The sequence below is a fragment of the Actinomadura meridiana genome (assembly GCF_039537545.1).
Classification (GTDB): Bacteria; Actinomycetota; Actinomycetes; order Streptosporangiales; family Streptosporangiaceae; genus Spirillospora; species Spirillospora meridiana.
Map to the genome: position 1 here is coordinate 547,608 of NZ_BAABAS010000004.1, position 12,884 is coordinate 560,491.

Here is a 12,884-nt window from a genome sequence, read left to right on the forward strand (position 1 = left end):
GGGGGGGGGGGGGGGGGGGGGGGGGGGGGGGTTACGGGGCTTGGACCTGGGCGTTCGTCGGGGTGAGGGTGTCGTTGCGGTGGGTTTGCGGGGTTCGGATACGGCGGGGGTGGAACTGAGGGTGTCGTACCGGGATGGGGAGTGTCGTCCCAGAAGGTGGACACCGCGGTGTGATCTACGACTCGGTGGGATCTCCGGGCGTGGCGGCGTCGGCCCCGGCGTCGGCGGCATCGGCGGCGGGGTGGGCGGCCTTGGCGGGGCGGCGGCGCCGGGTGGGCGGGGTGACGCCGTCGGCGAGGCGGCGGGCGGTGACGAGGAAGCCGGTGTGGCCGATCATGCGGTGGTCGGGGCGGACGGCGAGGCCGTCGACGTGCCAGGTGCGCAGGAGGGTCTCGGTGGCGGCGGGTTCGGCGAAGGTGCCGTGGGCGCGCAGGTCCTCGACGACGCGGGACATCTGGGTGGTGGTGGCGATGTAGGCGCAGAGGATGCCGCCGGGGATGAGGGCGCGGGCGGCGGCGTCGAGGCATTCCCAGGGGGCGAGCATGTCGAGGACGATGCGGTCGACGCCGGTTTCGGTGAGGTTGTCCTCGAGGGAGCCGATGGTGAGGCGCCAAGCGGGGTGGGGGCCGCCGAAGAAGCGTTCGACGTTGGTGCGGGCGATGTCGGCGAAGTCGGGGCGGCGCTCGTAGGAGGACAGGAGGCCGTGGTCGCCGACGGCGCGCAGCAGGAAGCAGCTGAGGGCGCCGGATCCGGCGCCGGCCTCGACGACGCGGGCGCCGGGGAAGATGTCGGCCATGGCGACGATCTGGGCGGCGTCCTTGGGGTAGACGACGGCGGCGCCGCGGGGCATGCGGAGGGCGAAGTCGGCGAGGAGGGGCCGGAAGGCGAGGTATTCCGTGCCGCCGGTGGAGCGGTAGACGGTGCCTTCGGGGCTGCCGATGATGTCGTCGTGGGCGAGGGAGCCCTTGTGGGTGTGGTACTCCTTGCCCGCCTGGAGGGTGATGGTGTTGATGCGGCCTTTGGGGTCGGTGAGCTGAACCTGGTCTCCGGGCCGGAACGGGCGGTGGGGGGCGCTGCCGGGTGCGGGGTGGGTGGTGGGCGCGGCGCCGTTCGGCTGGGGTTCGCTCATGATTGTCAAGGCTAGCGGCGGGCGCGGGCGCTTCGAGCCGTCCCGTGACCGTCCCGTCAGCGCCCGGGGACGGGTCAGGTTCCGGTGAAGGCGCGGTCGATGTCGGTGGTGGCGAGGACGCCGTAGACGCGCCCGTCGGGTTCGATGAGGAGGTACTCAGGGGCGGGGGCGCGGCGGAGGGCTTCCATGAGGTCCTCGCCGGAGATGTCGACGGGGAGGGTGAGGCCGTCGTCGATGCCGCGGGACAGGTCGCCCGCGGAGACCCAGGGGCGGCGGTGCTCGGGGGTGGCGGTGACGGCCTTCTCATTGACGAGTCCGAGGGGTTTGCCGTCGTGGTCGGCGATGACGATGGCGCCGGCGTGGTCGTCGTGGGCGCGGCGGATGGCCTCGGCGAGGGGGACGTCGGCGGTGACGAGGGTGGCGCGGCGGGCGAGGCGGCGGGCCGACAGGAGGGGGATGCGTTCGCGGACGTGTTCGGCGCGGATGGCGTGGGTGGCGCCGACCCAGATGAATGAGGCGATGAGGGCGGACCAGAGGAGGGCGAGCCAGCCGATGCCGGTGTTCTGGTCGTCGCCGTCGCCGGTGCCGTAGGTGGCGAGGAACGCGCCGGCGACGAGGGTGGCGATGGCGACGCCGCGGCCGACCCAGCCGGCGATGATGGCGCCGCTGCGGCTGCGTCCGGTGATCTTCCAGACGGCGGCGCGGACGAGGCGTCCGCCGTCGAGGGGCAGCCCCGGCAGGAGGTTGAAGACGCCGACGAGGAGGTTGGCGAAGGTGAGGGCGTCGACGAGGAGGACGGCGACGTCGGGCAGCGGGAGCAGGATGTGGGCGAGGAGCCCGAGTCCGGCGAGAACGAGGTTGACGAGGGGCCCGGCGAAGGCGATGAGGAACTCGCGGCCGGGGGTGGGGGCCTCGCGTTCGATGGAGGTCTCGCCGCCGAGGACGTGGAGGGTGACGGACTTGACGGGGAGGCCGAAGACACGGGCGGTGACGGCGTGGCTGACCTCGTGGACGAGGACGGAGCCGTAGAGCAGGACGGCGTAGAGGAACGCGACGAGGTAGCTGGCGGGGCGTTCGACGACGTCGTGGACCTGTCCTTCGAACATGAAGGTGACGAGGACGGCGACCAGGAACCAGCTGGGCGAGACGTAGACGGGGACGCCGAGGAGCCGGCCCATGAGGATGCCGGGCCGGGGTGCGGGTCCCTCGTCGCGGCGGGGGCCGCCGGGAGGCGTCTTGCCCTCGGTCGGGGGCGCGCTGTGAGTCACGTTACCGATGCTACGGCCCCGGTGCCGCGGGCCGGGCGGCGGTCGGGCGCCTGGACGGGCACGGCGGGTGGGCACGACAGCCACGGGGGGTGGGCACGGTAGGCACGACGGATGGCCGCGCCGGGCGCGCCGGGCGCGGGCCGGGTGTGGGGTTTTCGTCGGGGGCGTGGCCTAGTGTGCTGTGCCATGACGGCGACCGAGGCGGGTAGTGGGGTGCCGGTTCCGACCGTGGACGGTGGTGAGGAGCGCGCCGGGGACGCACGTGGGAACGCGGGTGGCGAGGCTGTCGAGGTGGTGGGGTCGCTGTCGCCCTCCCGGGCGAGCGATTTCATGACGTGTCCGCTTCTGTACAGGTTCCGGGTGATCGACCGGCTTCCGCAGAAGCCGAGCCCGGCGGCGGCGCGGGGAACCCTGGTCCACGCGGTCCTGGAACGACTCTTCGATCTTCCGAGGGACGGCCGGACGTCCACGGCGGCCGTGGAGCTGCTCGACCCGGAGTGGGAGCGCCTGCTGGAGGCCGAGCCGGAGTTGGCGGGGTTGTTCGAGCAGGGCGACACGGGCGACGCGGAGCGGGCGACGTGGCTGGAGCAGGCGCGCCGGATGGTGGAGCGGTACTTCACGTTGGAAGACCCGATGCGGTTGGAGCCCGCGGAGCGGGAGCTGTTCGTGGAGACGGTCCTGGATTCGGGGCTGAAGCTGCGCGGCTACATCGACCGGGTGGACGTGGCGCCGAGCGGTGACGTGCGGATCGTCGACTACAAGACGGGGACGGCGCCGCGCGCGGATTTCGAGGCGCGCGCGCTGTTCCAGATGAAGTTCTACGCGCTGGTGGTGTGGCGGTCGCAGGGCCGGGTCCCACGGCTGTTGCAGTTGATGTATCTGGGCAACGGCGAGATCCTGCGCTACGCGCCCGACGAGGCCGATCTCCGGGCGACGCAGCGGAAGGTGGAGGCGTTGTGGCAGGCGATCCGGCGCGCGATGGACTCCGGCGAGTGGCGGCCGCGGCCGGGCCGGTTGTGCGACTGGTGCGACCACCGGGAGCTGTGCCCGGAGTTCGGGGGTACTCCCCCGCCGTTGCCGTCAGCGCCGGTGGGCCGTCCGTCGCCCGCGGATCTGGAGGGCGTGGCGGCGTCGCCGCCGGGCTCGGCGCGGGAGCGCGACGACCTGTGACGTGCGGTCGCGGCGGCGGGGCGTAGTGGGGGATGCGGGTGTGTCCTCCTTGGGGAGGACGGCGGATCGGCGTGCAGGAGGGGTCACGACCTGGCGCGACCTCCTAGGGTGAGAGTCGTGTCACCCCGCATCCGTGGTCTTCTGTCGATACGCGCCTGGCTGAGCGCGCGTCCGCAGGCTGCGGACGCTCTGCTGGCGTTGGGTCTGCTCGCGGTGGGGTTGCCGCAGCTGTTCCTGGAGAAGCTTCCGGCGGACGCCGAGTTCGAGCAGTTCCGTGACCCGGACGTGTTGGGCGCGCTGCTGGTGGCGGCGGTGACGATGGCGTTGACGTGGCGGCGGCGCGCCCCGATGACGGTGTTGATGTTCGTCATCGTCGGTGAGCTGGTCCTGGCGGTGTTGGAGTATCCGCCGGGGGTGTCGGACATCGCGGCATTCCTGCTGGCGGTGTACGGGGTGGCGGCGCATCGGGGGTTGGCGCACAGCGCGCTCGGCGGGCTGGTGGCGTTCGCGTATTTCGTGACGTATCTGGTGTTGCTGCCGGTGTCGTCGTCGCCGGTGACGATGGTCAGTGACGCGGCGCTGGTGGTCGGGGTGTGGGCGCTCGGCCGGAACCTGCGGTTGCGGCGGGCGTACTTCGCCGAGTTGGAGGACCGGGCGGCGCGGTTGGAGCGGGCGCGGGGCACGGACGCGCGGGCGGCGCGGATCGAGGAGCGGTCGCGGATCGCGCGGGAGCTGCACGACGTGGTGGCGCACCATGTGAGCGTGATGACGGTGCAGGCGGGCGCGGCGCGGCGGATCATCGACCGTGATCCGGGCAGCGCGCGGGAGGCGATGTCCACGATCGAGGAGGTCGGCCGGACGGCGCTGAGCGAGATGCGGCGGATCGTCGGGGTGCTGCGGACGGATCGTGATCCGGAGCGCGCGGGCCGCGAGCTGGCGCCGCAGCCGGGCCTCGGGGATCTGGGCGAACTTCTGGACCACGTCCGGGAGACGGGCCTGTCGGTGCAGCTGTGGATCGAGGGTGAGGCGCGGCCGCCGTCGCCGGGGGTGGACGTGGCGGCGTTCCGCCTGATCCAGGAGGCGTTGACGAACACGTTGAAGCACGCGGGTCCGCAGGCGCGGGCGTGGGTGCGGTTGTACTACGGGGACGGTGACCTGACGGTGGAGATCGAGGACGACGGCCGGGGCACGGCGACGTTCATGGGCGACGACGCGGACAACGCGGGCCACGGGCTCGTCGGCATGTACGAGCGGGTGGCGCTGTACGGTGGCGAGTTGAAGATCGGGCCGCGGGTCGGCGGCGGGTTCGGTGTGCGGGCGCGTTTCCCGCTGGAGGCGTGATGGCGGTCGACAGGGCGGCGTCCGGACGGACGGGCGGGTCGTGGCGGGGCCGTAGGGTTGGCAGGAGCGGCGCGAGGCGAGGAGCGGGGACGATGAACGGACCGGTTTTTCGCGGAGGGACGTCCCTCCGCACCCCCGGGAACGGCCGGGCGGGCGGGGCGACGCGATGAGCGCGGTGCGGGTGTTGCTCGTCGACGACCAGCCGCTGCTGCGGACGGGTTTCCGGTTGATCCTGGAGGCCGAGACCGACATCGCGGTGGTCGGTGAGGCGGGTGACGGCGCGGCGGCGGTGGAGCTGACGCGGTCGCTGCTTCCGGACGTGGTGTTGATGGACATCCGGATGCCGGGCGTGGACGGTATCGAGGCGACCCGGCGGATCATCCGGGACGGCGCGGCGTCGCACGACCCGCGCGTGCTGATCCTGACGACGTTCGACCTGGACGAGTACGTGATCGAGGCGGTGCGCGCGGGCGCGAGCGGCTTCCTGCTGAAGGACTCCCCGCCGGAGGATCTCGTCCAGGCGATCCGGATCGTGGCGGCGGGCGACGCGATCGTGGCGCCGAGCGTGACGCGGCGGCTGCTCGACAAGTTCGCGACGCGGCTGCCCGCCGTGCGGGACCAGTCGCCGCCGCCGGGCCTGGACACGTTGACGGAGCGGGAGCGCGAGGTGCTGTCGCACGTGGCGCGGGGTCAGTCGAACGCGGAGATCGCGGCGGAACTGGTCGTCAGCGAGACCACGGTGAAGACGCACGTGGGGAACGTCCTGGCGAAGCTGGGCCTGCGGGACCGGGTGCAGGCGGTCGTGTACGCCTACGAGACGGGCATGAGCAGACCGGGCCAGACCTGACCGCGCCCCCGCACCACCCTCCGCTCCACCCCGGACGTCACCCCCACGTCACCCCTCGGGTCGACGGGTCTCAGGGACGCCCCTGAGACCCGGGGAACCCTGCGTCCGAGCAGGTGAGCGCCCGGACGAGCGGCGCGCCGTCCAGCATGTCGACGGCGGGACCCCTGAGACGCCCCCTGTCTTCCGGGGGGAGGCGCCTACTCCGTTGGGACGACGGGTGGACGGTGTCTCCCACCTCGGGTGGACCGGCAAGTCCGTTCCTGGGGTGCATCACACGGGGTCGTCGGACTTCTACTGTTTTGAACGTCGGGTCGCCGGGGGTTCGTCGCGATCCGACGCAGGTGGCTCATCCACACAACGTTCACTCATACATGGGAGTTTCACGTGACGAACACCGCCCCGTCGACCGCCGGCGCGCAGGGCGCGCCCGGGGCGGGCGACTTCGCCGCACGGACCGAGGAGATCGCGAAGGTGTACGGGCGCGGCGACGCCCAGGTCGTCGCGCTCGACGGGGTCACGGTCGGCATTCCCCGCGGCCGGTTCACCGCGATCATGGGTCCGTCCGGGTCCGGGAAGTCGACCCTCATGCACTGCATGGCGGGCCTGGACTCGGTGGACTCCGGCAAGGTCTTCATCGGCGACACCGAGGTCACCGGGCTGAAGGACAAGCGGCTGACCCGGCTGCGCCGCGACAAGATCGGGTTCGTCTTCCAGGCGTTCAACCTGGTTCCGACGCTGACGGCGCTGGAGAACATCACGCTGCCGATGGACATCGCGGGCCGTAAGCCGGAGAAGGAGTGGCTGGACGCGGTGATCGACACGGTGGGGCTGCGGCCGCGGCTGAAGCACCGTCCGACGGAGCTGTCGGGCGGGCAGCAGCAGCGGGTGGCGTGCGCGCGGGCCCTCGCCGCCCGCCCGGAGATCATCTTCGCGGACGAGCCGACGGGGAACCTGGACTCCAAGTCCGGCGCGGAGGTGCTGGGGTTCCTGCGCGACTCGGTGCGGCGGATGGGCCAGACGATCGTGATGGTGACGCATGACCCGACGGCCGCCGCGTACGCGGACCAGGTGCTGTTCCTGACCGACGGGCAGATCGTCGACACGATGGCGGACCCGACGGCGGAGCGGGTGCTGGAGCGGATGAAGGGCTTCGAGACCGGCGGTGGCCGGCCCGCGCCGTCCGCCCCGTCCGCCACCGGCGCGCACCCCGCACAGGGGCCGGGGGTCGCGGCGCGATGATGGGCAAAGTGACGCTCCGCAACCTCGCGGCGCACAAGATCAGACTGGTGTTGACGGCCGTCGCGGTGATCCTCGGCGTGGCGTTCGTGGCCGGGACGCTGATCTTCACCGACAGCATGAACAAGCAGTTCGACGACCTGTTCAGCCGGGTCGGCAAGAACGTGGCCGTGGACGTGCGGGCCAAGCAGGTCGTGGACGGCGACGACGACGGGACGGCGGCGCAGCCGGTGCCTGCGTCGGTGCTGACGACGCTGCGGGGCATCGACGGGGTGAAGAACCCGCAGGGGAACGTCACCGGGTACGCCGCGGTCGTCGGCAAGGACGGCAAGGTCGTCGGCACCCCGCAGAACGGGCCGCCGCAGATCGGGGCGAACTGGACGAACGGCGGGTCCTATGACCTGTCGGCGGGTCACGCGCCGCAGGGCCCGAGCGAGATCGTCCTCGACGAGAAGACCGCCGAGAAGGGCAAGCTCGGTGTCGGCGACACCGCGCGGGTCCTCACCTCGGGCGCGCCGCGGCAGATGCGGATCGTCGGGCTGATCGACGCCGGGAACCTGATGGGCGCGACCTTCACCGGTTTCGACACGGCGACGGCGCAGAAGCTGCTGCTGAAGCCCGGCTACTTCACCGACATCGAGATGGGGTCGACGGGCCCGTCGCAGACGGAGCTGCGCGACCGGGTCGCGAAGGCGCTGCCCGGCGACCTGGAGGCCGTCACCGGCGAGAAGCTGCGGGAGGAGTCCAAGAGCGACATCGCGACGATGATGAACTTCTTCCGGACGTTCCTGCTCGCGTTCGCGCTGATCTCGATCTTCGTCGGGGCGTTCATCATCTTCAACACGTTCTCGATGCTGGTGGCGCAGCGGACCCGGGAGCTGGCGCTGCTGCGCGCGGTCGGCGCGGCCCGCGCGCAGGTGACGCGGGCGGTGATCGGCGAGGCCGTCGCGGTCGGCGTCGTCGGGTCCACGCTCGGCCTGCTGGCCGGGGCGGGGCTGGCGTCGCTGCTACAGAGCCAGGTCGGTGACGCCGGCGACGGGGGCCTGACGTTCACGGCGACGCCGGTGATCTGGTCGTACGTGGTCGGGATCGTCGTGACGGTCGTGTCGGCGTACTTCCCGGCGCGGCGCGCCGCGAAGATCCCGCCGGTGGCGGCGATGCGCGACGACGTGGCGCTGCCGCAGCGGTCGATGCGGATCAGGATCGCGCTCGGGTCGCTGCTGACCCTGGTGGGCGCGGCGCTGATCGCGGTCGGGCTCGGTGGCGGCGGCGGGAACCCGGTCGTCCCGGTCGGGGCGGGCGCGTTCGCCGTGTTCATCGGCGTCGCGATGCTCGCGCCGGTGATCAGCGTCCCGGTGCTGCGGCTGCTCGGCGCGGCCCCGGCGCGGCTGATGGGGTCGCCGGGACGGCTGGCGCAGCAGAACGCGCTGCGCAACCCGCGCCGCACCGCCGCGACCGCCGCCGCGCTGATGATCGGCCTGGCGTTGATCACGACGGTGAACGTGCTGGGCGCGACGATGCGGGCGTCGATCGACTCGCAGGTCGACGCGCAGTTCGGCGCCGACTACCTGGTGCTGCCGAAGGGCGCGGGCGGTGTCGCCGCCGACGTCGAGCAGAAGGTGAAGGCGGTGCCGGGCGTCCAGTCGGCGTCGTCGACGTACGAGGGCGACGCGAAGATCGCGGGCAAGAAGGTGTCGTACATGTCCGGCGACCCCGCGGTGATCGGGAAGGCCGCCCGGTTGAAGATGGTGTCGGGCGGCACCGACCTCGGCGCGGCCGGGATCATGGTGGACGAGGACACCGCGGACGACAACCACTGGAAGGTCGGATCGGCGGTGCCGGTCACGTTCCCCGACGGGAAGACCGAACGGCTGACCGTCGCGGGCGTCTTCACCAAGAGCGACCTGATCGGCCCCCGGCTGATGTCGACGCAGATGTACCTGCGGCACACGGTGAAGCCGTCCGTGGACGGCGTCGTGGTCGACACGGCGGCGACGAACACGGCGACGAAGACGGCGCTGGAGTCGGCGTTGAAGGACCACCCGGACCTGACGGTGTTCGACCAGTCGGCGCTGAAGGACGAGGCCCGAAAGCAGGTCGACGGGTTCGTGACGTTCCTGACGATCCTGCTGGTCATGTCGGTGATCATCGCGGCGGTCGGGGTCATCAACACCCTGGCCCTGTCGGTGATCGAGCGGACCAGGGAGATCGGGCTGCTGCGCGCGATCGGGATCTCCCGGCGGCAGCTGCGCCGCATGATCCGGCTCGAGTCCATCATGATCGCGGTGTTCGGCGCGGTGCTCGGCATGGCGATCGGGGTCGCGTTCGGCGCGGCGTTGCAGAACGCGCTGGCCGACGAGGGCCTCGGTGTCCTCGCCGTCCCCTACGGGACGCTGGTCGTGTACCTGGTCGTGGCGGCGGTCATCGGTGTGCTGGCGGCGCTGTGGCCAGCGTGGCGGGCGGGACGCATGGACGTCCTGAAGGCCATCGCCACCGAGTAGCGGGCACATGACGGAAGCCCCGGCCCCCTCACACGGAGGGGGCCGGGGCTTCCGTCCTACCCGAAGTCGGCTACCGCGCGGGGCGGGTCACTCGGCGGGCTCGGTGTCGTCCGCCGGGGTCGCGGCCTGCGCCACGGCGGCCTTGGCGACCGCGTCGGTCGCGCTGACCGTCGTGTTCTCCGGGAAGTGGCAGGCGGCCTCGTGGCCCGGGCTGAGCTCCACCAGCGGCGGCTCCACCTGCTTGCAGATGTCCTGCGCCTTCCAGCAGCGGGTGTGGAACCGGCAGGCGGGCGGCGGGTCCAGCGGGCTCGGCACGTCGCCCTGCAACCGGATCCGCTGCCGCCCGCCGCGCTCGGCGGGGTCCGGGACCGGGACCGCCGACAGCAGTGCGTTGGTGTAGGGGTGCATGGGCCGCTCGTACAGGTCGGCCCGGTCCGCCACCTCGACGATCTTGCCGAGGTACATGACGGCGACGCGGTCGGAGATGTGCCGGACCACCGACAGGTCGTGCGCGATCACCACGTAGGTGAGGTCGAGCTCGTCCTGTAGGTCCTCCAGCAGGTTCACGACCTGCGCCTGCACCGACACGTCCAGCGCCGACACCGGCTCGTCCGCGACGATCAGCTTCGGCTTGAGGGCCAGGGTGCGGGCGATGCCGATGCGCTGCCGCTGCCCGCCGGAGAACTCGTGCGGGTACCGGTTGTAGTGCTCGGGGTTGAGGCCGACGAGCTCCAGGATCTCCTGGACGGCCTTCTTGACGCCCTGCTTGGCCTCGATGTTCTGTAGCCGGAACGGCGCCCCGACGATCGAGCCGACCGTCTTGCGCGGGTTCAGCGACGAGTACGGGTCCTGGAAGATCATCTGGAGGTCCCGGCGGAGCGGCCGCATCCGGCCCTGGGACAGCTTGGTGATGTCCCGCCCCTCGAACCTGATCTTCCCGAACGTCGGGTCCAGCAGCCGCATGATCATCCGGCCGGTGGTGGACTTGCCGCAGCCCGACTCCCCCACCAGCCCGAGGGTCTCGCCCTTGCGGACGGAGAAGGACACGCCGTCGACGGCCTTCACGGCCGCGACCTGTCGGCGCAGCAGCCCCGCGGTGACGGGGAAGTGCTTGCCGAGGCCCTCCACCTCCAGCAGCGGCTCACGGTCGCCGGCGGGACGGGCCTGCTCGCCCGCCGAGGTCTTGGATGTGCTCACCACAGTCTCGTTCCCACCCGTGCTCGTCACAGCTTCGGCCTGATCTCGTCGGTCCAGATCTCCTGCCGCTTGTCCAGCGGAAGGTGGCACGCGGCCTTGTGTCCGGGCTTGACCTCGACCAGCTCGGGCCGTTCGGTCGTGCTCTTGTCGCCGTTCAGGTCCCGGTAGGGGCAGCGCGGATGGAACGCGCACCCCGACGGCACGTTGATCAAGCTCGGCGGTGATCCCTCGATCGGCAGCAGCCGCTCGGAGCGCTCCCGGTCCAGCCGGGGCATCGACCCGAGCAGACCCCACGTGTAGGGGTGCAGCGGCTGGTGGAAGGCGTCATCGACGGACGCGTACTCGACGCAGCGGCCCGCGTACATCACCAGGACGTCGTCGGACAGCTCCGCGACCACGCCCAGATCGTGGGTGATCATGATGACGGCGGAGTTGAACTCCTGCTGCAAATCGCGGATCAGGTCGAGGATCTGCGCCTGGACGGTCACGTCCAACGCCGTGGTGGGCTCGTCGGCGATCAGCAGCTCCGGGTCGCACGACAACGCCATCGCGATCATCGCGCGTTGCCGCATGCCGCCGGAGAACTGGTGCGGGTAGTCGTCGACCCGCTTGTCGGGCTTCGGGATGCCGACCTTGCCGAGCATGTCGATCGCGTGTTTGCGGGCGACCGCCTTCGACACGTCGTTGTGCACCCGGTAGGCCTCGATGATCTGGTGGCCGACCGTGTAGAAGGGGTGCATCGACGACAGCGGATCCTGGAAGATCATGGCCATCTCGCGGCCCCGCAGGCGGCGCACGTCGTGCTGCGAGGCGCCGACGATCTCCTTGCCGTTCAGCCAGATCTCGCCGGACACGCTGGAGTTGCGCTTGTTGTGCAGGCCGAGGATGCCGAGGCTCGTGACGCTCTTACCCGACCCGGACTCGCCGACGATGCCGAGGGTGCGGCCGCGTTCCAGCTGGAACGACAGCCCGTCCACCGACTTGACCAGGCCGTCGTCGGTCGGGAAGTGGATCTTCAGATCGCGGACCTCGAGGAACGCCGTGGGAGCGTCGCCCAGGTCCGCGGCGCCGGTGGCGGGGGCGGTGCCGGTCATCAGCCCAGCCTCACTCTCGGGTCGACGACCGCGTACAACACGTCGACGATCAGGTTGATGATCACGATCGAGGTCGAGGTGATCAGCGTGACGCCGAGGACCATCGGCAGGTCACCGCTGCGGATCGAGTCGATCGCGAGACGGCCGAGGCCCGGGATCCCGAAGGTGCTCTCGGTCAGCACCGCGCCGCCGAGCAGCAGCCCGAGGTCCAGGCCGAAGATCGTCATGATCGGGGTCAGGGACGCGCGGAGCGCGTGTTTGGTGACGACGCTCTTCTCCGGAAGGCCCTTGGCGCGGGCCGTGCGTATGTAGTCCTCGTTCATCGTTTCCAGCATGCCCGCTCTGGTGAGCCGCGCGTACATCGCCGCGTAAAGGAACGCGAGCGTCACCCAGGGCAGCACCAACGCCTGGAACCATTTGACCGGATCGGACGTGATGGCCGTGTATTGGCCGCCGCCCGGAAATATCTCAAGACTGTAGGAGAACAGTTGGAGTGAGACGAGGCCGGTGAAGTAGATCGGCAGGGACACACCGGCCAACGCGATGAGCATCGCGCCTCTGTCCCATACCGTCCCTCTTCGCAACGCCGATATGACTCCGACGGTGATGCCGCCGGACAGCCAGATCACCGCGGCGCCCAACGCGAGCGAACCCGTCGCCGGGGCCCGGTCGACCAGTGTCTCCAGGACCGGCTGGCTGCTGCGGAACGAGTAGCCGAGACACGGCGCGGGACAGTGGTCGGTGACCGGTCCCGCCTTGTAGTCCCTGCCGACCACGATGCCCTTGAGATAGTTCCCGTACTGCACGAGCACCGGGTCGCCGAGGCCCAGTCGTTCCTTGGTGTCGGCGATGGCCTCCTTCGTCGGGGCCTTGCCGACGTAACCGGCCGCGATCTGGTCGGTGGTCTGCCCCGCCAGCTTCGGCAGCCAGAAGAAGATGCCGAAGGTCACCAGGCTGACCAGCAGCAGCATGAGCACGGCACCGATGAGGCGCCGGACGATGTATGCGAACACATTGCGCGGCCCCACCCGCCGGCCGGCCGGACCTGTGGGTCCGGAACCGGCCGACGGGCGTCGCCTTCACCTGCCTTCAGAGGGACGC

The 12,884-nt window shown here is 71.2% G+C and carries 10 protein-coding genes; 5 read left to right on the plus strand and 5 right to left on the minus strand.

Annotation, left to right across the window (positions count from 1 at the left end; translation table 11 throughout):
- Positions 1 to 175 precede the first annotated feature (175 nt).
- The gene (locus ABD808_RS06635; RefSeq protein WP_344891403.1) at positions 176 to 1,129 is read right to left on the minus strand and encodes a tRNA (adenine-N1)-methyltransferase; all 954 of its coding nucleotides are present in this window, start codon (positions 1,127 to 1,129) and stop codon (positions 176 to 178) included.
- A gap of 74 nt (positions 1,130 to 1,203) precedes the next feature.
- Positions 1,204 to 2,397 carry a site-2 protease family protein gene (locus tag ABD808_RS06640; protein ID WP_344891405.1) on the minus strand — a complete coding sequence of 398 codons (1,194 nt, stop codon included), beginning with the start codon at positions 2,395 to 2,397 and terminating at the stop codon, positions 1,204 to 1,206.
- A gap of 186 nt (positions 2,398 to 2,583) precedes the next feature.
- Here ABD808_RS06640 and ABD808_RS06645 point away from each other — a divergent pair, with 186 nt between their 5' ends.
- From ABD808_RS06645 to ABD808_RS06665, 5 genes are all read left to right on the plus strand, one after another.
- Positions 2,584 to 3,567, plus strand: coding sequence for a RecB family exonuclease (locus tag ABD808_RS06645; RefSeq protein WP_344891408.1), 984 nt, complete (start codon positions 2,584 to 2,586; stop codon positions 3,565 to 3,567).
- A 117-nt stretch (positions 3,568 to 3,684) separates the two neighbouring features.
- Entirely contained in the window at positions 3,685 to 4,908 is a 1,224-nt protein-coding gene (locus tag ABD808_RS06650) for a sensor histidine kinase (protein WP_344891414.1), read from the plus strand.
- Between the two features lie 166 nt (positions 4,909 to 5,074).
- Complete coding sequence (locus tag ABD808_RS06655) at positions 5,075 to 5,755, plus strand: response regulator (RefSeq protein WP_344891419.1); 681 nt, start codon at positions 5,075 to 5,077, stop codon at positions 5,753 to 5,755.
- A gap of 384 nt (positions 5,756 to 6,139) precedes the next feature.
- On the plus strand, positions 6,140 to 6,994 hold the full coding sequence (locus ABD808_RS06660) for an ABC transporter ATP-binding protein (RefSeq protein ID WP_344891422.1): 855 nt from the start codon (positions 6,140 to 6,142) through the stop codon (positions 6,992 to 6,994).
- Positions 6,994 to 9,492, plus strand: a complete 2,499-nt coding sequence (locus tag ABD808_RS06665; protein WP_344892866.1) for an ABC transporter permease — start codon at positions 6,994 to 6,996, stop codon at positions 9,490 to 9,492. Before ABD808_RS06660 ends, ABD808_RS06665 begins: the two co-directional genes overlap by 1 nt.
- 87 nt (positions 9,493 to 9,579) lie before the next feature.
- Here the strand turns inward: ABD808_RS06665 and ABD808_RS06670 are convergent, their stop codons facing one another.
- Genes ABD808_RS06670 through ABD808_RS06680 form a run of 3 tightly spaced genes read right to left on the minus strand, consistent with a single transcriptional unit; the run spans position 9,580 to position 12,796 of the window.
- Positions 9,580 to 10,689, minus strand: a complete 1,110-nt coding sequence (locus ABD808_RS06670) for an ABC transporter ATP-binding protein (RefSeq protein ID WP_344891425.1) — start codon at positions 10,687 to 10,689, stop codon at positions 9,580 to 9,582.
- Between the two features lie 26 nt (positions 10,690 to 10,715).
- Positions 10,716 to 11,783 (minus strand): ABC transporter ATP-binding protein, encoded by a 1,068-nt coding sequence (locus ABD808_RS06675; protein ID WP_344891428.1) that lies wholly within the window; start codon positions 11,781 to 11,783, stop codon positions 10,716 to 10,718.
- A complete protein-coding gene (locus ABD808_RS06680; RefSeq protein ID WP_344891431.1) occupies positions 11,783 to 12,796 on the minus strand; it encodes an ABC transporter permease in 1,014 nt (337 codons plus the stop codon). Before ABD808_RS06680 ends, ABD808_RS06675 begins: the two co-directional genes overlap by 1 nt.
- Positions 12,797 to 12,884: the final 88 nt, after the last annotated feature.

Bases quoted from the DNA above. Each gene is read 5' to 3' on its own strand.
- ABD808_RS06635 (WP_344891403.1), bottom strand. From the start codon at position 1,129: ATGAGCGAACCCCAGCCGAACGGCGCCGCGCCCACCACCCACCCCGCA.
- ABD808_RS06645 (WP_344891408.1), top strand. From the start codon at position 2,584: ATGACGGCGACCGAGGCGGGTAGTGGGGTGCCGGTTCCGACCGTGGAC.
- ABD808_RS06655 (WP_344891419.1), top strand. From the start codon at position 5,075: ATGAGCGCGGTGCGGGTGTTGCTCGTCGACGACCAGCCGCTGCTGCGG.
- ABD808_RS06665 (WP_344892866.1), top strand. From the start codon at position 6,994: ATGGGCAAAGTGACGCTCCGCAACCTCGCGGCGCACAAGATCAGACTG.
- ABD808_RS06675 (WP_344891428.1), bottom strand. From the start codon at position 11,783: ATGACCGGCACCGCCCCCGCCACCGGCGCCGCGGACCTGGGCGACGCT.